At 41.5% G+C, this 20,156-nt stretch carries 17 protein-coding genes and 1 pseudogene; 7 read left to right on the top strand and 11 right to left on the bottom strand.

Annotation, left to right across the window (positions count from 1 at the left end; all coding sequences use genetic code 11):
- Positions 1 to 32 precede the first annotated feature (32 nt).
- Positions 33 to 2,474, bottom strand: coding sequence for a prolyl oligopeptidase family serine peptidase (locus tag H9X96_RS04800; RefSeq protein ID WP_222943830.1), 2,442 nt, complete (start codon positions 2,472 to 2,474; stop codon positions 33 to 35).
- A 134-nt stretch (positions 2,475 to 2,608) separates the two neighbouring features.
- Between H9X96_RS04800 and H9X96_RS04795 the strand changes: the two genes are divergently transcribed.
- The 3 genes from H9X96_RS04795 (at position 2,609) to tatA (H9X96_RS04785) (ending at position 4,459) form a co-directional block, all read left to right on the top strand.
- On the top strand, positions 2,609 to 3,514 hold the full coding sequence (locus tag H9X96_RS04795) for an AraC family transcriptional regulator (protein WP_187665194.1): 906 nt from the start codon (positions 2,609 to 2,611) through the stop codon (positions 3,512 to 3,514).
- 500 nt (positions 3,515 to 4,014) lie between these two features.
- Positions 4,015 to 4,248 carry a twin-arginine translocase TatA/TatE family subunit gene (tatA, locus tag H9X96_RS04790; protein ID WP_187665193.1) on the top strand — a complete coding sequence of 78 codons (234 nt, stop codon included), beginning with the start codon at positions 4,015 to 4,017 and terminating at the stop codon, positions 4,246 to 4,248.
- 28 nt (positions 4,249 to 4,276) lie between these two features.
- Complete coding sequence (gene tatA, locus H9X96_RS04785) at positions 4,277 to 4,459, top strand: twin-arginine translocase TatA/TatE family subunit (RefSeq protein ID WP_187665494.1); 183 nt, start codon at positions 4,277 to 4,279, stop codon at positions 4,457 to 4,459.
- Here tatA (H9X96_RS04785) and H9X96_RS04780 read toward each other — a convergent pair.
- From H9X96_RS04780 to H9X96_RS04770, 3 genes are all read right to left on the bottom strand, one after another.
- Entirely contained in the window at positions 4,456 to 5,433 is a 978-nt protein-coding gene (locus tag H9X96_RS04780) for a Gfo/Idh/MocA family protein (protein WP_187665192.1), read from the bottom strand. The two genes, tatA (H9X96_RS04785) and H9X96_RS04780, sit on opposite strands and share 4 nt — an antisense overlap.
- Before the next feature lie 10 nt (positions 5,434 to 5,443).
- Complete coding sequence (locus H9X96_RS04775) at positions 5,444 to 6,277, bottom strand: hypothetical protein (RefSeq protein WP_187665191.1); 834 nt, start codon at positions 6,275 to 6,277, stop codon at positions 5,444 to 5,446.
- Positions 6,278 to 6,388: 111 nt separating this feature from the next.
- Positions 6,389 to 7,366 carry a DUF1080 domain-containing protein gene (locus H9X96_RS04770; protein ID WP_187665190.1) on the bottom strand — a complete coding sequence of 326 codons (978 nt, stop codon included), beginning with the start codon at positions 7,364 to 7,366 and terminating at the stop codon, positions 6,389 to 6,391.
- Between the two features lie 135 nt (positions 7,367 to 7,501).
- Here H9X96_RS04770 and H9X96_RS04765 point away from each other — a divergent pair, with 135 nt between their 5' ends.
- Positions 7,502 to 8,419 carry an NADP-dependent oxidoreductase gene (locus H9X96_RS04765; protein WP_187665189.1) on the top strand — a complete coding sequence of 306 codons (918 nt, stop codon included), beginning with the start codon at positions 7,502 to 7,504 and terminating at the stop codon, positions 8,417 to 8,419.
- Positions 8,420 to 8,583: 164 nt separating this feature from the next.
- On the opposite strand, the gene H9X96_RS04760 is transcribed toward H9X96_RS04765, so the two are convergent.
- The 4 genes from H9X96_RS04760 to H9X96_RS04745 all read right to left on the bottom strand — a co-directional run bounded on the left by H9X96_RS04760 (position 8,584) and on the right by H9X96_RS04745 (position 13,791).
- Entirely contained in the window at positions 8,584 to 9,105 is a 522-nt protein-coding gene (locus H9X96_RS04760; protein WP_187665188.1) for a murein L,D-transpeptidase family protein, read from the bottom strand.
- A complete protein-coding gene (locus tag H9X96_RS04755) occupies positions 9,102 to 9,665 on the bottom strand; it encodes an alpha/beta hydrolase (protein WP_187665187.1) in 564 nt (187 codons plus the stop codon). Before H9X96_RS04755 ends, H9X96_RS04760 begins: the two co-directional genes overlap by 4 nt.
- An 84-nt stretch (positions 9,666 to 9,749) precedes the next feature.
- Entirely contained in the window at positions 9,750 to 11,837 is a 2,088-nt protein-coding gene (locus H9X96_RS04750; RefSeq protein ID WP_187665186.1) for a glycoside hydrolase family 97 protein, read from the bottom strand.
- Between the two features lie 226 nt (positions 11,838 to 12,063).
- Entirely contained in the window at positions 12,064 to 13,791 is a 1,728-nt protein-coding gene (locus H9X96_RS04745; RefSeq protein ID WP_187665185.1) for a DUF6377 domain-containing protein, read from the bottom strand.
- Positions 13,792 to 14,007: 216 nt separating this feature from the next.
- Between H9X96_RS04745 and H9X96_RS04740 the strand changes: the two genes are divergently transcribed.
- Both H9X96_RS04740 and H9X96_RS04735 read left to right on the top strand, forming a co-directional pair.
- A complete protein-coding gene (locus tag H9X96_RS04740; RefSeq protein WP_187665184.1) occupies positions 14,008 to 14,457 on the top strand; it encodes an N-acetyltransferase in 450 nt (149 codons plus the stop codon).
- Positions 14,458 to 14,467: 10 nt separating this feature from the next.
- Positions 14,468 to 15,489, top strand: a pseudogene (locus tag H9X96_RS04735) (aldo/keto reductase).
- Between the two features lie 61 nt (positions 15,490 to 15,550).
- Here H9X96_RS04735 and H9X96_RS04730 read toward each other — a convergent pair.
- Positions 15,551 to 16,090: a GNAT family N-acetyltransferase gene (locus tag H9X96_RS04730; RefSeq protein WP_187665183.1), complete on the bottom strand. Its 540-nt coding sequence runs from the start codon at positions 16,088 to 16,090 to the stop codon at positions 15,551 to 15,553.
- 58 nt (positions 16,091 to 16,148) lie between these two features.
- On the bottom strand, positions 16,149 to 16,280 hold the full coding sequence (locus H9X96_RS22845) for a hypothetical protein (RefSeq protein ID WP_255430995.1): 132 nt from the start codon (positions 16,278 to 16,280) through the stop codon (positions 16,149 to 16,151).
- 86 nt (positions 16,281 to 16,366) lie between these two features.
- Here H9X96_RS22845 and H9X96_RS22840 point away from each other — a divergent pair, with 86 nt between their 5' ends.
- Positions 16,367 to 16,498, top strand: coding sequence for a hypothetical protein (locus tag H9X96_RS22840; RefSeq protein WP_255430994.1), 132 nt, complete (start codon positions 16,367 to 16,369; stop codon positions 16,496 to 16,498).
- A gap of 42 nt (positions 16,499 to 16,540) precedes the next feature.
- On the opposite strand, the gene ccsA is transcribed toward H9X96_RS22840, so the two are convergent.
- Positions 16,541 to 19,936 carry a cytochrome c biogenesis protein CcsA gene (gene ccsA / locus H9X96_RS04725; RefSeq protein ID WP_255430993.1) on the bottom strand — a complete coding sequence of 1,132 codons (3,396 nt, stop codon included), beginning with the start codon at positions 19,934 to 19,936 and terminating at the stop codon, positions 16,541 to 16,543.
- Between the last annotated feature and the right edge of the window lie 220 nt (positions 19,937 to 20,156).

Here is a 20,156-nt window from a genome sequence, read left to right as displayed (position 1 = left end):
AATAAATCGGAAGGGCATTTTTAATTTAATTCTTATTTTTTATTCTTTACGTATTGCTCTAACCACTGATCTTGCTCCCAGAACGTATGCAGAATTGATTCTCTGCTTCTGTAACCATGAAATTCTTTCGGCAGCAACACCAATCTCACCGTACCGCCATGGCCTTTGATCGCACTATACAAGCGCTCACTTTGAATCGGGAAAGTTCCTGAATTCTCGTCGTCAATACCGTGAGTCATCAATAAGGGCGTTTTGATTTTATCCGCATAATTAAATGGCGACATTTTATTGTAAACATCCATGGCCTGCCAATAAGTACGCGCCTCTACCTGGAAACCAAAAGGGGTCAAGGTACGGTTGTAAGCACCACTTCTGGCAATTCCGGCAGCAAATAGATTGGTATGTGCCAATAAATTAGCAGTCATGAATGCGCCATAAGAGTGACCTCCTACTGCAATTCTACCTCTATCCGCTACGCCCATATCTACCACATAATTGATCAAAGCGGTTGCATTGTCTTCAATCTGCTGTAAGAAAGTATCATTAGGCTCTTCTTTTCCCTCACCAACAATCGGCATATCTGCCTGATCCAATACCGCATACCCTCTGGTTACCCAGAATACCGGTGAGCGGAAAGCCAGCCTGGTGAAGCGGTACGGAGATCCTTTTACCTGTCCGGCAGCCGCCAGACTTTTAAATTCACGAGGATAGGCCCAGATCAATACCGGTAATGGGCCGTTTTCTTTTTTGAAATCTTTTGGCAGGTATAAAGTAGCAGAAAGCTTAATTCCATCTTTACGAGGGTAAGAAAGCAAGGTCTTTTGCACGCCTTTTAAACTCGGATAAGGATCAGTAAAACTGGTTAAAGCCTGTTCTGATTTGTTCTTCAGGTTGACTGCAAAAATATTAGGCGTTTCTTCCGTAGATTCTCTCGAGATATACACCTTTCCCGTATTGTTAAAGAACACTGGCTCTTCGTAATATGGAGATTTAGATTTGAACAAAGTATCCTGTTGATTAGAAATCAGGTTCCATTTCAGGATAAAAGGGCGATCGCCTTGTGGAGAAGCACCTGCTCCTTTAGTGAATATTACTCCTGGAGCACCTTTATCAAACAACAATACTTTTGCGGAGAAAGGCCCTTTACCGTAAATGAAATCTCCAGGATCTGTATAGGTATCTTCCGAAGATCTGGTAGAAATCACTTTGACTACTTTACCGCTTTCTGGATTGATCAGCGTCATTTTTTGAGCACGGTCTTTCCTCCATTGTTCTTGTACCAGGGCGTAGTTCTGATTGCCCCATTCCACGCCACTATACCTTGAAGCCATACTGTACAGCTTTTGAGGAGCTGCTGTAAAAGGTGCTTTCAGCATAAATAACGCATCGCGGACTTCTGATTTCAGGTTTGGATCGCCTTTATCCTGAGCTTCGGCCCAGACGATCGTTGCAGCGGCATCACTTCTCCATTCATAAGCACGTGGGCCCATGGCTACGGCATCAAAACCTGTTGGCAATTTCTCCGCTAGGGGTGCATGGTACAGTTCTTTTACCAATTGTCCCTGAGGATTCAGGATGGTGGTTTTGAAAGGGAAATAATAAATAGGAACCAAATAAGAATAAGGTTTCTCAATGGTTTGTACCATCAGGAAATTCCCGTCTGGTGAATAGGCAGCCTTGCGATAAATGGCTGGGCCGGCAATTTTAGTGGTTTTGCCATTCAGGTCTACTTCCTGAAGTTCTGAGCTGAGGTAATAACCCATCAGATCCTGGTCGTAGGTGTTTTTTAATAAGTTTTGATACGTTCTAGAAGGGGTTACTACGCCCAGATTTTCCTGAACTACCGGCCCTGTAGGTACGATATTTTCTACCGGTTTATCTCCACGGGATGGAAGGATAAACTGAGCAAGAATACGCTTGCCATCCGGATGCCATTGTAAAGTTGTGCCATAGGCATCATTCAGTAAACCATTGGTCAGTCTGCTGGCTTTTAAATTTTTAACATCCACCAGCCAAAGCTCTACCCCTTTTAAAGTGTTGTTGCTGAATGCAAAAAAGTTCCCATCTGCATTCCAGCTAATATTGGTCATTCTCATTTTCTCCGGCAATCCGGCAACCTTATTTTCTTTAGCGGTTTTCAGGTCTTTAATCCTCAGATCGCTGTAAATGCCTGAAACCTCTCCTTCCGTAGAATTATTAGCAGGATTGATCCTAATGCCTGCCAAACCAATTACAGGTTGAGCTACCTGCTCGATGGAAGCATATCCTGGTGAGGAAAGCAGCAGCATCAAGCTTCCGTCTTTATTAAAACGTACCGTTGGGCTTGTCGGCGCATCTACCAGGTCAACAATGCTTTTAGGAGGTAATTGGTAAGTCAGGTTCTCCTGCGCAAATCCTTGGGTACTTAAACCTGCCATCAGCAATACGCTGAGCAAGGTTTTAGTGATCGGTTTGTAGTTTTCGGTCTGTATCATTTTTTTTGAGTATCCATGACGTTGAATGTCATTCGATATAAGTTAGTACACAAAAATGGGATTCTAAATGAAGGCTTGCTAAACTATCGCGTAAAAGTTACCTTTGAAACATTCCATCCACAATAAATCCTGTTATGCAAATTGTTGAGACCATTGATCAGTTTTACAAAAGGACCAACCAAATCGTTCCGGTCGAATTGTTAAATACCTCGCGCAATCCAAGTCATTTTAACGTGAAGGAGCGAAGTTACTGCAGTAAAATGAGTCCATATAACCGCAGAGACCATTATAAGATCTGTTTGACGATTGGAAAAGGACGACTGCATGTGGCAAATGAAGTGATTCCAATTGATCGTCCGGCCCTGGTTTTCTCCAACCCGACAGTTCCTTATTCCTGGGAATCTACCTCTGAAAGCCAGGAAGGGTATTATTGTTTGTTCAATGATTCTTTTATTTCGCCGGAGCTGAAAAAAGGGCTGGAAAGAATATGCCCATTGTTTAATCCGATGATCTCTCCGTACTGCTTTTTGGATGAACCAGCTTACCAAAGAGTAAACGGATATTTCCTGCAATTAATTGCCGAGCTAAAAAGCGATTACGAGTATAAATATGAGGTCATCAGGAGTATTTTAAGGCTGATCATCCATGAAGGCATCAAGATCCAATCTGCGACTCTTGCGCCTGCCCTTACCGACGTTTCCGACCACATTACCCCCAAGTTCCTAGATTTACTGGAACGACAATTTCCGGTAGATTCTCCCGAAAACCCTTTAAAGCTGAAGAGTGCATCTGAGTTTGCTGCTCAGCTTCACATTCATGTAAACCACCTGAATTATGTGATTAAATCACATACTGGAAAAACCACTACGCAGATGATCAGCAACAGAGTAGTTGAGGAAGCAAAAACGTTGTTGAAACAAACGGATTGGGATGTAGCGGAAATTGGGTATTGCCTGGGTTTCGATTACCCAGCTCATTTCAACAATTACTTTAAAAAGAATACGGGACTGACACCTGCTGCATTTAAGCACTACAGCTAAGACCTTCTCTTTCATCAAAGCATATCGTAATTAGCAAACGTACACTTCTTGCTCTTTGTCAAATGTCCAGACCTGTCGCTGGCCTCTTCTGGCAATAACCAAAGAATAACACTCTTCATTTTCTGAGATTTCCAGGACTTCGCCTATATTGACAAGCTTGTCACCGATAGATAAATTTGCAATTTCTAAGTTCTTAAACATTATAGGCTGTTCCAATATATGATCCATGATAGCGAAAAGATAAAAGAAGATTTATTTAAAATTTAATTTATACCCAAAATTATAATTATTTATCAAATAACACTAATAATTTAGTCAAATCAGTAGATTTCGCGTTTAAACTATCTGTGCCCCCTCTTATTTGAAACATTAACAAGCTTAGCAATGCTAGTTCATTAGAAAGCGCAGCAGCCAATGAGCTTATATCAAACTTTAATTTCGTTTTAATCCAGCTTTAATCTCCTGCAATTATTTTTGTTAAAACCTTTAAAGATATAGATATGGTGTTGGCAGAATTTTTAAATATGGGCAGTGGGGAAATTATGGTCATCCTGGCAGTGGCCCTTTTATTGTTTGGCGGCAAAAAGCTTCCAGAACTGGCAAAGGGCCTGGGAAAGGGCATTCGTGAGTTCAAAGATGCTTCTGAGGGTGTCAAAAGAGAAATCCATAGAAACATCAACCTGTCCGATATAGAAAATGAAGCAACAGCACAAGAGGTTAAAGAAAAAGTTTAGTTTCCCAAATATATAAAACACACAAATGATGTTACATACCCCTATACTTGCTGCTTTAGGTACGCAGGAAATCCTGATTATCCTGGTTGTTGTATTACTGCTTTTCGGCGGTAAAAAGATCCCTGAACTGTTGGGTGGCCTGGGAAAAGGAATCCGTGAATTTAAAGAAGGTAAAGACGGAACAGATCAGCCAGGCCCAGAAAAGCACTAAGGCCTCGCTGTAAAGCGATCCATCAGCTGCATAGACAGGATTGCTTCTTCGGCAGAGCAAGGGTTTTCTCCCTGCCCTAAGAAATAAGCGGTCACCTTTTCAATCATGGGTTGCTGTACATGCTGCAGGGGGCTAAAGTCGTAGACCTTATCAATCCCATTTTTAATCAATTTTATTTGCTGACCAAAAACCTGGAAGCTGATTTTCCCTGCTGTTCCTATAATTTCACATAGGTCGGCTTTATCTTGCTCAGATACGCTGAAACACCAGCTGCCATTAAATACCACTCCATTTTTAAACAATACCTGACCGGTTACCAAATCATCTGCCTGCCCTATTCCACTTTGATTCAGAGACAATCCAGCAGCGGAAAGCCATTCTCCAAAAAAGAAAACCATCAAATCCAACTGATGGGGGGCAAGGTCGTGAAACAAGCCTCCTCCAGAAATCAATGGATCAAATCTCCAATTGCTAGCTGATTTTGCGACAATATCAGCATCCTGGGGCTGGAACATCTTTAACTGTACCAAACGGATATCTCCTATTTCATGATCATCCAATAAGGATTTGATTTTTAAAAATAAAGGCTGAGCACGTCTATAATGGGCCACACATAATCTAATACCTGCAGTTGATGCCGCAGTTTTCATTCTGATCGCTGAATCCGCATTTAAGGTCATTGGCTTCTCCACGTAGACGGGTTTTCCCGCAGCAAATGCCATTAAAGAATAAGCTTCATGCTGTGCTGGCGGGGTCGCAATATAAATGGCGTTAACTTCCGGATCGTCCATCAGCTGCTGTGCATCATCATACCACTTAGGTACGCCATGTCTGGCGGCATAGTCCTTCGCTTTTCCCCCATCTCTACGCATCACTGCAACCAATGATGAGTTTGGCACTTTATTAAAAGCAGGCCCGCTTTTAACTTCGGTTACATCTCCGCAACCAATCATTCCCCATTTAATACTTTTCATTTGCAAAATGTTATCGTTTCAGCTTCAATTGATAAATGTCGGCCTGTAATTTATCGGTGTCATCATCCTCACAAAGAAGAAAGCTCAGTTCATCTACGGTTTGCTGCTTTAAGGTCAATCCTTCAAATTTATGGCGGTCGCTGATCTGTTCCGTAAAATCCAACTCCATCTGATCCATATTGATCCTGCCAATTAAGGTGCCCAATACCGCTCCATCCTGAAAAGTAGAATTGCTGTCTTCGGCAGCTGCCAGAAAATAAATATGATGGTCAATGAGGATGGCATCTGTAAATCCAGCTGGAATACCTTTAATCCAAGGCAATACGATTTCCTTAAAGCTTACTTTTGAAATTGCCATAGGTTTTTGCCCGGAAACTTTGAACACCCCATTTTTCCCGGATTCCCCATTCCCTCTATTCAGGAAGTACCAATCTGCCCCAGTAAAAATTGCACCTTCGATATTGAAATTTTCAGCATTAATTCCAGAAACACGCCTCATTTCCTGATATACTTCCGAGACATCATCTGTTGAAATCACTTGTTTATCCTTTGCATTTAAAGTGACCATTTGGTTTCTGTTTGCGGTAGATCCAGAGCCAAAAACATAGATTTTATCTCCGTAAGAGGTGATGGCTTCAAAATCAGGCTTGTTTTTTTTTACGATGTTCTCTGAAGGCTGGGTGCCTAAAGGATGCCGGCTCAAATGGGCAGCTTTCATCTCATAGCTGTACAGAAAAGTTCCGTTATCGGAGATCACGTTCAGCTGATCATTTTTCAACAGTAAACCGGAAGCAGAGCTGATTCCAATGATCTGAAACAACAATTCCAAGGTAAATTTGTACATGAATGCAATATGCAAATTCTTTAAGAAAAAACAGACCTTGGGAGCCCTGTAAGGGAATATTCATATCGGTTATCAGGTGTACACCTGATAACCGATAATATAGACATCAGCTTATTTCTTAGCTGGAGTAATCACTATTTTTCTAAACTCGATTGGTCCATGGTCACCCTGGAAATAGATCGGTCCTGGTTCGCCTTCATTACTGTCTAATGCGCCGCCAGTAATTCCTGGAATTTCCTGATTACTAATCACTGTTTTGCCATTGGCAACAACCGTAACCATTCTGCCTACTAAAGTAATATCGTAACTCTGCCATTGATCAGGACCTAAAGCATTAATTTCACTAGGTGGCAGGAATCCGTAAATCCCGCTGAAATAAACACTGGAAGGATGTGCTTCTTTCGGGCTGTCCTCAATCTGAACTTCATATCGGCCTCTTAAATAAACGCCGCTGTTACTTCCTTTCTGGTACCTGAATTCCACATGTAATTTAAAATCTTCAAACTTTTGATCAGAGATCAGATTGGCACCAGATTGCGGACTAGTCAATACCCCATCTTTCACTACCCATTGGTTTTTCCCTAAAGCTTTCCAGCCAGTCAGGTCTTTCCCATTGAATAGTTGAATAGGTTTTGCCCAGACAACAGGGCTGGTTCTTTTCAAATACGGTGCCTTTACCCCTTTCCAAGTGTATGTTTTGCCTTCACTGGTGAGCATAGTACCCTCAATTCCTGTACCTTTCAGTTCTCCTTCAATCACGAAATCCTGATTCCCGCCTTCCCATTGCGGTGGGATCCTAAAGCTGAATTTACCATTTTGGAACTTCAGTTCTGATACCGGGCGGGCACTGCCGGAAGCGCCAACGAAATAGCCTACCAATGTACGGTTGCCGGATAGTTTCACTTCCAGCCAGGAAGGCGCGGATTTCCCGTTTTCATCAACGGTAAGATCCCAACGGCCAATCAGATCTTTGCCAGGAATATCTCGTATAGCGGTAATATTTGTAAGGTATGGAGCGGCAATAAGCGCATCAGCTGATCCAAAACTGAGCAAGCCAGTGACAGCCATCACAAAAAAATTCTTATTCATTGTAAAGGGGTTAGGTTTTATTTATGGTTCTAGCCGGTAAGATAGGATTTATTCACTTTTCGCCCAAGGATAAGGGAAAAAGAAATGATTTTTCCTGTATTAATTCGTAATTTCAGATAGTTTTAATTAAACTTTATGAAAGCCATTCAATTTCACTCCTATGGAGATTCCTCTGTATTACAATTAGAAGAAGTTGCGAAACCTGTCCCAAAAGCACATGAAGTGCTGATTAAAGTGGTGGCCACCACCATCAACCCTTTTGACATCAAGAATCGCGCTGGTGCTATGAAGGCCTTTGTACCCATCAAATTCCCACATATTCCTGGAACTGATGCGTCTGGAATGGTAGAATCGATAGGATCCGCAGTGACCCGGATTAAAGTTGGCGATCTGGTTTTTGCGACCGCTACTCATGGCACTTATGCGGAATACGTCTGTATTAACGAAGAAACGGTTTCCCTAATCCCGGATCACGTGAGCATGAATGAAGCCGCAGCATTGGCAGTCCCATTAAATACAGCATACAGTATTCTGGTAGAAACAGGGCATTTACACCCAGGAGAAAGGGTATTAATCCATGGTGCCGCAGGCGGTGTAGGTAATATTGTTTTACAAATGGCAAAAGCACTCGGGGCATATGTGATCGCCACAGCTTCCGGCCTCGGACTGGTCAGGATCCATGATTTAGGTGCTGATGAAGTGATTGATTACAAAGCACAGGACTTCAGTGAACTGGTAGAAAACCTGGATATGATCGTTGATCTCGTAGGTGGAGAGACGCAGCTAAAATCTTACCCTTTGGTCAAAAAAGGAGGGAAATTATTGAGTATTGTCATGCCGACAGATGATCAACTGGCCTTAAAACATGGAATTACCGCAAAGTTTATCAGCGCTAGAGGAGACCATAAAAAGTTAGACTTTGGAAAGCGACTGGTAGAATCTCATAAAATCCAGGTGGAAATCGCCAAGATCATGAACCTCTCAGATGCGGCGGAAGCACAGGATCTGGTCTCCGCGGGCGGCGTAAATGGTAAGATTGTATTGAACTTTTAAGTTTGCAGCGGAACTTGAATTTAATTACTAAATCTCCGAAAAAGATCAATGCCAGGGTACGGAACCCAGCAGATTTCCCGCGGATTTCCAGTTCAAAACCAAGGATGCTGCCACAAAGCACCGATTTAAATATACCAAGAATTACCTGGAAGCACAATGTTCTTTCATGGTTTTATGTTTATGGGTGTACCCAATTTAACCGAAGCATACAGCTCATCAACTTCCGGGTTGGTCAGGGCCATACAGCCATTCGTCCAATTGTATAGGCGCTGTAATTTATGGATTGCCCCCAGGCCATTTCTAAGACCATGGATTTTAATATCTCCCCCAGGTGCTTTTCCCAATGTTTTCGCCTTAGCGATATCTTGTTCATTTGGATAAGAAACACCCAGATTTTTATGGTAGCCACTCTTGGCGTTCTTCGCATTGATGGTATACCTGCCCTCCGGCGTTTTCTGGTCGCCTTCATAGGTTTTATGTCCCTGAGGGGTAGCCCCAAGAGAAATCTGGTAGGTTTTTATTGGCTGGCCGCCCGCATAAGCCAGCAGCTGTTTTTTTGATTTATAAACCACCAATGAGTCAATCTCCGCATTGGCAGGTAATTCAGGCTCCGGACTTACATTATAAACCAGCAGTCCGGCGATACAGAGACCTGCCGTTATACCTAGAATTAATTTGATCTTCATGATGCCGATTTAATCATTATTTTCAGTTTTTCTAACAGTACCGGAAAAGTTTTAAAGTCGTCTTTTCCAAGGAAATGCCCTCCATCGGCGACCGCAATGATCGGTGCTTCCAGCGCTTCCGCTAACTTTTGAGTCAGCTCGAAAGGAACAATGTAATCATCTTCCGCCCCTATTACCAATCGTTTAGGCACATTTTGAATCAGCCCGGGAATGGAGATCTGCTCCTCCAAAAAACCGTCTAAGTCGGGAATATCCCTCAGCTTCTCTAAAAATCCGGCAATCAGGATCATTCCTGCTGGCTTCAATTGATAACGGTTTAAATATAAAAGCAGGGAGATGCAGCCTAAACTATGACCTATAAAGTAGGTCTGGTCGCTGAACGTCACGTTTTCTTTTAAATAGTTGACCCATGCCTGAGGATCTGGCTTGCTGGAATCCGGCATCGCTAAAATATGAACTGCTATTCCTTCCTTCTCAAGCGATGCCTGTACCCATTCAAACCAATGGTCTGTAGTGCTGGCCATGTAGCCATGGACGATGTAAACTTGTGCTGCTTCCATAAGATCCCAAAAATAGAAATTCTACGCAAATAAATAAGGCGCTTCGTTTAGAACGAAAGCGCCTTATTCTTATAGATATAGGGATTACTTAACTTCAATAATGCTGATGGCATAACCTCCGCCAGGCGCACAATACTCAGTCAATTTAGTGCCTTTGCCGACCTTCATTTTTTTAATCACATAAGCCTGAGGATTTTTCTCATAATGAGCATCTTTTGCATCCGAATAAATTGTTGCCAGGTATTTCTTGTTGACATCCAGAAAGTCCAGATTGACCTTGGAAACCCGTCCCTGTTCATCACAAGTACTCCCTACAAACCAATTGTTCGTTCCTTTGGCTTTTCTAGCGAAAGTGATGTAATCTCCAGGTTCTGCTTCCAGTACTTTCGTATCGTCCCAATCTACAGCTACATCTTTGATGAACTGAAAAGCATCTTTAAACTTGTGATAAGTTTCCGGTAAATCAGCCGCCATTTGCAGCGGACTATACATGGTGACATACAATGCCAGTTGACGGGCAAGGGTACTGTGTACAAAAGAGTTATTTTCAGGATTATAGGCACTCACCTTTGTTTCAAAGATTCCTGGTGTATAGTCCATCGGACCTCCCATTAACCTGGTGAAAGGTAAAATCGTCGTATGATCCGCGTTATTACCTCCAAAAGCCTCGTATTCCGTGCCTCTTGCTGATTCATTAGCCAAAAGATTTGGGAAAGTACGGCTCAATCCTGTAGGTCTTACGGCCTCATGTGCATTCACCATGATTTTATACTCCGCAGCTTTTTCAATGGCATACTGATAGTGATTTACTAACCATTGTCCGTAATGGTGTTCCCCTCTTGGGATAATATTACCTACGTACCCACTTTTTACCGCGTTGTACCCATTATCCACCATAAATTTATAGGCTGTATCCAGATGACGCTCATAGTTACGTACAGAAGACGATGTTTCATGGTGCATCATAATTTTCACATTTTTACTGGCCGCATAACGATGTAATTCCTTCACATCAAAATCAGGATAAGCAGTCACGAAGTCAAAAACATAGTCTTTTGTTTTTCCAAACCAATCTTCCCAGCCTTCATTCCATCCTTCTACCAATACGGCATCCAGACCATTTTCTGCTGCGAAATCAATATACTCTTTCACACGTTTGGTATTTGCAGCATGTTTACCGTTTGGTTTAGTCTTGCTGTAATCAGTGATGCCCAGCTGCACATTATCCAGGTCGTTATAGGCCCAGGTACTTTTCCCAGTGATCATTTCCCACCATACCCCAACATATTTAATCGGCTTAATCCAGGAAACATCTTTAAATTTAGTAGGCTCATTGAGGTTCAGGATCGTTTTAGACAGGAGAATATCAGCTGCTTTATCGCTCACAATAATCGTTCTCCATGGCGACTGAGTAGGCGCCTGCAAATACCCTTTATCACCAATTGCATCCGGTGTCAATACCGATTCCAACACCATATCTTTATCATTCAGCTCTAAAGACATCGTAGAATAGTTAATTAATGCGGCCTCATGAATGTTAATGTAAAGACCGTCCTTACTTTTCATCATTAAAGGTGTCTGCAAACCAGTTTCCGAAAATGTCTTTTGAGAAACGTTTGGCGTCACCGCTTCCTTCATTTTCCCACGGACTTCAGAAAGATTAGAGGTGATGGTGCTGTATTCCTGCGTATCATAATCACCAGGAAGCCAGAAAGCTTTATGGTCTCCAGCTAAAGCAAATTGTGTCTTTTCTTCCTTTACAGTGAAGTAGTTCAGGTTTTTCTGTGCAGGGAATTCATAGCGAAATCCTAAGCCGTCATTAAACAAGCGAAAGCGGATAATGATAAAGCGGTCGCTGGCAGGCTGTTTAATTGTCACTGCAAGTTCATTGTAATGGTTACGGATGGTTTTCTGCTCCCCCCAAACTGGGTTCCAGCTTTCGTCAAATGTACTTTGTTTCGTATCAGCGATTTCAAAGCCATTCAAGAGATCATCCGCATTTTTCAATTGAAAACCCAATTTACTGGGTTTAATCACGCTTTTCCCTTTATAGAAAAGCTCATATACAGGAGTGCCGGCAGTCCCAAGACTGAACTTTAAAGTCAGGTTTTTATCGGGAGATTTTAGCTCCTGCGCCTGTAGAGAGCTGGTGCTGTAACAGAAACAAATCATAAGAATTAACTTAGAGATTCCGGTAATAGTAATGGGATTTCGAAAATGATAACTGCTCATACCTAAGATAGGTTTAAATATTAAATTTGGCGGGCATACCCAACAGTGGGCTGCTCATTCAAAAGTAACCGCGAAATCAGCTAAAAAAACTGAGCAGTTTGAAAATGTAGACACAAATTAATATCAACGAACTGAATCACAATAAATTAACAAGCAAAACCAAGCCTTAAAATGTAGATATTGTGCCGATTTCTATCACGTAATTCTCAAAATCTTCCCTTGCGACAAGCGCTTTATTCCTCACTTTTGTGCGGTAATTATAAATCGTACTCATAGAACAGCGAAGAAATGCAGCAATCTTTGCACTATCATAAATGCCGAGTCTCAACAAAGCAAAAATCCGGAGTTCTGTGTTTAATTCCCCAGGTTTAAGCTCAAAACGTTCTTCTTCGACCAGTAAATTATTAAATGCCGTTACAAAATCCGGGTACAGGTGTAGGAAAGTATCGTCGAAATTCTTGTACAATGCTTTCAGTTCGGTAGTCATCAGTTCCGTAGATTTCAATGTTTTGAAAAGTACCTCGAGATTGCCTGTGCTCGCCTTTTTGTTTAAACCTTTCCGGTAATCCTCCAGTTTATTGATGTAGTTGGAGCAGAGGTCTAAAAAGTTCCCGATATACTCTTCTTTAATCCTGTTGGCCTCCATTAACTTACTGTTCGTTCCCTTCAATTGCTGATTTACGCCTTGTAAATCCTGGTTTAATTGCTTTAAAAGCCCATTCACTTCCTGCAATTCCAATCTGCTTTTCTCCAGTTTTTTCATCTGCTGAAATACATACACTACCGCAGCGATTAAACCTGCGGAAAGCACACTGATCAGCACCAATAAAGCCAGTAATTGTGTTCGTTGGGCTTTCTCTTTGGCCTGGTGCGCCAGATCAATGATGGGAAAAATCTTTGAGATGACAATCGTACGTAAAGGGGCATTGCAGAAAATTGCATCTTCCATAGAGGATTTGATGTAACCGTAGGAACGGTCTAAATCTCCGCTTTCATACAGTGAAATGGCCAAAGCCTGTAAGGAAGTATTCTCCTTAATCGCATTCTCCAAGTCAGAAATGGCCGATAAGGCGAAATATTTTTGCTGCAGTAAGGTATTCCCTTCCTTTTTATAGACATTCCCTAATGCAGAACTCCAAATCGCATATTCATGATTTTTTGTTTTCAATCCAGATAACAAACTGAGCAAGATCTTTTCAGCTTCCCGGTATTCACCTGCGATGCTTAATTTTTCTGCATAAACGCCTAGATAGTTTTTGGAAGATGGACTTAGCATGTGCAGCAAGGAATCTCTATAAGCCGCATTGTATTGTCGGTACTGGTCAGAATTCACATTATGGTAATCGGCAAGGTTACTATATAAGTCTTTATAGGCTTGATAATAGCCAATTTTCAACGCTGCATTCAACTGATCTGCATGCAAACTTCTTAAAATGCTCGATGCATCCATAGACATTCCTGCGATAGAATAGAGCGCTGAAAGTTGAATTTTTGATTCGGCTAGCTTCAGTGGATCTTTTAAGTCGCTAGCCATTTCCAGATTGTAATGGACATAGCGGATGGCAGAATCACTTTGGTAAGGTTTATAGGCCTCGTACAGTTTCCCATTTACCTCGTAAATCTTTTCTTTTGATAAGCGATCGGATTCTTTTGATAAACGTGTGGATTCTGGTAATGTACGGATGGAGTTTAGCTGCTGTTTTAGCTGACTGATGGTCGCTTCCCTCCTGTCCGCAAACACTTGCTTGTTTTTTATGGCATGATCCAACACCTTCAGTAAACTGTCTAGTTTCGCCTTTTGAAAAGGAGCCGCATTTGAAACCGCAGCAGTATACAGCCTTCCAGAAAGCGAAGCGCTACTGGAAATTCCAAGGATAAAAAGAAAAAGTAGCATGAAGACTTTTTTAAGCAGCATGGAAAGACAATTGCGATTGCCAAAACTATCCAAATTTCCTTAATAAAGCAATCTATTGCACCGGACTGCAGGATCTCTGGCATTAATTGATTGCTAATTCATCTGGCCCAGCTACAATTATCAAAACTGGAGGACTTGAATCCACCTAAAACAACCCAGTTTTGCGGCAGTTAAACCCCATTAAATTTTAAAAGTATGAACACAATTGAAACCGCTACCCTAGATCATTTGAATGAATTCGCCGAATTATTTGACCAATACCGTGTCTTTTACAGACAAGCCTCAGATGTAGAAAAGGGAAAAGCATTTCTGAAAGAGCGGATCAAAAACAATGAAACCGTTACCTTTCTAATTAAAGTTGAAGGCAAATTTGCTGGATTTGCACAATTGTATCCATTATTCCATTACAAAGCTTTACAGCGTCAATGGCTTTTGAGCGACTTATTTGTAAATCCTGATTTCCGTGGCCGCGGCTTATCTATAGCGTTAATAGATAAATGTAAAACCTACTGCGACGAAACGAATGCCTGTGGATTATTATTAGAAACAGAGAAAACGAATGACATCGGCAATAGGTTATACCCAAAATGCGGCTTTGAACTAGATTCAGACCACAATTACTACAACTGGTGGAAAGAAAATTAGTATCATTAAAATGATAGATAACTACCAGTCATGTTATTTTGAGGATAGATCGATTTTAAGGAATTTTGTGCCCTCAATAATTAACAGCAAAATGGAATATAGAAAATTAGGAAATACAGCATTAGAATTATCAACCATTACTTATGGTACCTTTGCAATTGGCGGTACAATGTGGGGTGGAGATGAGCAGAAAGATTCAATTGAAGCCATCCATGCGGCTTTGGATCATGGCCTGACCAGTTTAGATACGGCTCCTTTTTACGGTTTTGGATTAAGTGAAGAACTGATTGGACAAGCCTTAAAAGGAAAAGACAGAACTAAAGTACAGCTATTAACCAAATTCGGCTTAGTTTGGGATGGCAGCAACCAGGGAAAAGGAGAACATTTCTTCGACGTCAATGCAGATGGAAAAAACGTTCCTATCTATAAATTATCGTCAAAAGCGAACATCATCAAAGAAGTAGAAGAAAGCACTGGCCGGATGCGACTACCCCAATCGATGAAACCATGGAGGCCATGGGAAGCTTAATCCAGCAGGGAAAAGTACGTGCAGCGGCAGTTTCAAACTACAGTTTGGATCAATTGAAAACAGCAGGAAACACTTTTGTTCCTGCCGCAAATCAGGTCGCTTACCGCATGCTGAACCGTGGCATCGAACAGGACCTTGTACCTTATACGATAGCAAACAACATCGGAATAATTGTCTACAGTCCGATGGAAAGAGGCTTGCTTTCAGGCAAATACTTCCAGAATGAAAAACTAAAAATGGAGGACCATAGAAATGGCTATTTCGGACAATTTGACCTGGAGAAAGTAAAAGCATTTCTGGAAAGCATTCGTCCGATTGCAGCAGAGAAAAATGCGAGCCTGGCACAATTGGTTTTACGTTGGACAACCCTTCAAAATGGCATTACCATTGTATTGGCAGGTGCTAGAAATGCGGAACAGGCAATTGCGAATGCGCAGGCCATGAGCTTTGATTTAAGCGCAGAAGAGCTGAACTTTATCGATGCTGGGCTGAATAAAATCTAAGCAGCCTAAAAAGATAACTGATAGGAAAGGCATGGGGTAAAAAACTCCATGCCTTTTTTACTTATCGATTGATCTCGTATACGAAGTTGAACTTAGGCGTCTCTCCAAAATAGGTAACTTCCTCTTCGGCTACTTTTATGGCCCCAATTCTGCCAATCGCAATCTGCGAACGGAGATTCGTAGCGCCGATATGGAACTGGACTTTTGATACAAACTGGAATATATAATCCATCATTAACTTCTTGACTGCAGGGTTGATTCCTTTGCCCCAATAAGCGGTCCCATAGAAGGTATAACCTATAAAAATCTTATCTTCCAATTCGTCATAATCATAAAACCTGGTGCTGCCCATCAGCTCATTGCTGGCTTTATCTACAATTTTAAAGGCTCCTTTACTTTGCATTGCGCCATCAAAGAAATTCTGGAAAACATCTTTCTTCCAGCGATCTTTGTTGGGATGCTGCTCCCAGATCTTCGGATCTGAGGCTAAATTATATAAAGCTTCAAAATCCCTTTCTTTCAATGGAATCAGTACGATATCTTCGTTCTCCAGCAGCGGTTGAATGCTAAAGTTTCTAAGGGGATTCAATGTATTTTCCATGGTGATCTCTGTTTATATTTTTCTGATATAGTCTGCTATTGCTTTTTCTGAGCTGCTGTCACTTTTCTCCAGGTAGTCTGCTATCTTTTGCCGCGGCTTTAGTAGTCACCATCTTTGCAAAACTGTATTGCTTCAAGAAAGTTATCTTTTCGCTTTCTTCCTCGAACTGGAATTGCTTAGGTATGTACATGGTATTTGATCTCTTAGGATATGAGTGATTTGCTGAAACAAAAATAACGAACAATTGGATGATCATTGTAGTCCAATTACAAGATAATGAGTAATCCAATTATCAATCCAATATTTGCCAGTCTATCCATTGACCGCTCCTCAGAAAGGGCAGTATACGTGATAGGGATTCCTGTAGAGGCACATGGGATGGTGGTAGATGAACTTGGATTTACTTAAAAAAAAAGGCCGACCAAATGGTCGGCCTCAAATATAAATCGATTACTTACTTCGAAGTTTGAACCTTCTGTAAGAGACGAAAGCCAATACAAAAACTACTCCTACGGTCACATACACCCATGATGGGATTGGAACAGGATCACCTTGTGCATAAGAATGCAATCCGGTTAAGTAGTAGTTTACACCAAAATACGTCATGATAATCGTAGAGAAACTCAGGAGTGACAATAAGTTAAACAGGTATTTGGTTCTCAATCCTGGGATCAGGCGTACGTGTAAAACAAAGGCGTAAACGATCACAGAGATAAAAGCCCAGGTCTCTTTAGGGTCCCAGCTCCAATAACGTCCCCAGCTTTCATTTGCCCAGATCCCCCCTAAGAAAGTACCTACAGTAAGTAAAAACAGACCTACTGTTAAGGACATTTCGTTCACAATGGTCAATTCTGTAATGGAAGATTTCACTTTTGCAGAGATCTTATTATTGTCAATAATGTATAAAATTAAAACAACCGTACCCATTAAGGCACTCAGTCCGAAGAAACCATAACTCGAAGTAATGATCGCTACGTGAATCATCAGCCAGTAAGATTTAAGTACTGGAACCAATGGCGTAATCTGAGGATTCATCTGTGATCCGCCATGAGCGAAACCCATCAAAATCACCGCGATTAAACAACCTGCTGCAGGAATAAAGGCGTTGCTGTTCCTGTACATCCCAAGACCGGAAAGTACGCCAATCCAACTGATAAACAATACGGCTTCATACCCATTACTCCATGGCTCATGACCAGAAATATACCATCTTGTTGCTAGGCCAAAACCTTGCAGGAATGCCGAGATGCTGATTAAAATCAACACAAAGGTCACCAGCTTATCCAACATTTTGTTGTTCTTAAACAACTTAAAGAAAGCCAATCCAAGGATTACGGCGCCTAACATGGCATAAGTAATCATCAAGTTCAGGAATAAGTTCCAGGAATTGTAGCTCACTTCCCAGAAGATCTTCGTATCCGAAGGTAAAACGTCTTTACCAAATTTCAGCTGAATGTCTTTAATCTGATCTAAAGCTTTATTTGCTGCTTCCCAATTTCCTGTCTGCTGACCGTCTTTAATACTTTTCGCATAGCGATCAATAGGATTCAATTCTCCTACTAATGCAGAGCCTGGTAAGGCAGAAGGCATTGCAATCCAGGTATTGTTTGCATCACCCTGGATCGGGAAAATGCGTAAATATTGACCATTGATCAGGGACTGCATCGCCTGTAATTTATCATTCAGGTCAATAATCTCTTTATCGTAATTGTTTTGCTCAGCTGGTTTCTTCGCAAAAGCTTTTGAATAATCGTCTTTTAGTATAAATTGAAGCGTTCCATCTTCTCCTACTTTTAGCAGGTTGATCATCGAAGTATAGCCATCTTCATTTGCCTTAACCACTTTTAACAATTCCGGGCCACCTTTTGCACCAATTTTAAGGAGTGGAACATTCACCCAGATGAAAGGTGTAGTGGATACTGAAAGGAAGAACTGATTTGCACTTAAGCCATGGAAGCGATCTTTACGGTGTAATTTTCTCAGGATCTCCAGAGCCATAGTATTGATCGGCTCTACCCTTCCATCGATATTCTGTACCGCTAAATGACCAAATTTATCCGCATGTGCGGGATCAATTTTAATGCCTGCAGCAAACTGTACCGGATCTACAGATTTTGCAGAAAGCATCATTTGCATTTCAGCCTTTGTTGGCTGCTCGTGGTTATGTGCCTGAACTGGTCCTGCAGCTGCATCTGCGGAGTGATCATGACCATCGCCAGGCGCATGATTATGTCCATCATCTGCGGAGTGATCGTGTCCGTCGCCAGGCGCATGATTGTGGCCATCGTCTGCAGGCATTTGTGCCTGTGGTTTTACCAGTCCCGGAACAGCGGTCGACCCGTTCTTGCCGTGCATATCGATCTTCTGGCTAAACGCTGCACCTAAAGGAAGGAACAACAGGGCCAGTAAAAGTGATTTCGTTTTTGCAGATTTAGAGAGTGCTCTCAGTTGTTCGTTCAGTTTAGAAAAATGTGTTCCTTTCCAGAATAGCGTAACGAACATACCCAGGAATAGTAAGGTATAGCCGATATAAGTAACGTTTGTACCCAGTTCATCATGGTTTACAGAAAGCACTGTTCCTTTTTCATCATCGTCAAAACTAGCCTGGAATAAGCGGTATCCTGCTTTGTCTAGCACGTGGTTCATGTAAATTTTATAAGGTGTGTCTTGTCCGCCATCCTGGATCATGACGTCAGATGAATAAGAAGCAGGACTGTTGCTACCTGGATATTTCTCCATTTTAAAGTCTACCAGTTTTATCGAAAACGGTGTTTTATAAATTTTAGAGCCATAAGCCATAGAAATTCTTAGTCCGCCGATTTCACTTTGGTGCTGAAAATTAGTGATTCCTTTTCCACCGTAAAACGAAACGGTATCTACTTTATTTGCCGTGGCTACTTCCACTTTAATCAGGTCCAGATCATGTTCATGCTTGGTCTTATCCCCTTCAAAATAGATGATATTACCCGCAACCGGAGCTTCAGGAATTACGAAAGCTAAATTGCCGAAAGTATATAAACTTCTCAGGTGAAATGGCTGTACTGGATTGTCTGCAGGCACAGGTTTCTTCTCCTGAGTGGCCATGATCATATAATCTCCGGCGAAAGGCGTGGCAATTTGAAGTGCATCACTCGCATCTGAAAGATTGATAGCGCCCGGTGTTTCTTTATTATAACTGATCAGCATGTTTGAAATCAGCTGCACAGTTCCTGTAGGAATGTATTTATTGACGCGATTTCCATTTTCCAGTACGACCAAGTGTAAAGTTGATTTACCTGAAGGTGTACGTACCAGGGAATCCTGCGCTCTTGCATAAAAATCGATTACTTTTACCTTTACTCTTTGTCCCTGATAGTCATATTCCCCTTTGAAAGTCTTTTTGAAAGGTTTTAAATAGGTTGGAATGCGGTTAGAAATTAAAATTGCTGGCTGATCATCATAGGCCAATGCCTGATCATCTTTTCCAATCTGCATCTTAAAAAAGGTAGCATCAGAAATGATTTCATCACTTGATTCTCCTTCTCTGATGTGCATGGAGCCTTCAAAACTCACATATCTGGTAATGTATCCACCAATAAAAATGATTACAAAGGCCAGGTGAAATACCAATAGCGGCCATTTTTTGCGCTGCGTCAATTGGTACCTACCGATATTACCTATAAAGTTGAGTACTAGAATCACCATCACCAGTTCAAACCACCAGCAGTTGTAGATTAATGCTTTGGCTACTGCCGTCCCATAATCGTTTTCAACAAAGGTGGCCATGGCCATGGAGAAAGCGTATAACAATAACATAGCACCCATCGTTCGGGTGGAAAAGAGAATTTTGCCTAACCTTGTAATCATTCGTGTGTTTTTCTTTTTCTTTTTACCGGCTGTTCACCGACATAAGGAGTTGTTCCTTATCAATCCAACAAAGATGACCCGAGAGAAGGACAAAATTGAAGCTTAATAATTTTATGGCAAAAAAAAGACGAAACTCCTTTTGTCTACTTAATGTTACGCGCTGATGATGCCTCATCTCTGATTTTTATATTATACTTGTTCTAAGAACATGCTAAATTGT

Source organism: Pedobacter sp. N36a, assembly GCF_014472395.1.
In the GTDB taxonomy this organism is placed as follows: Bacteria; Bacteroidota; Bacteroidia; order Sphingobacteriales; family Sphingobacteriaceae; genus Pedobacter.
The sequence above is the reverse complement of the archived record's forward strand: the minus strand, read 5'-3'. Positions and strand labels throughout refer to the sequence as shown.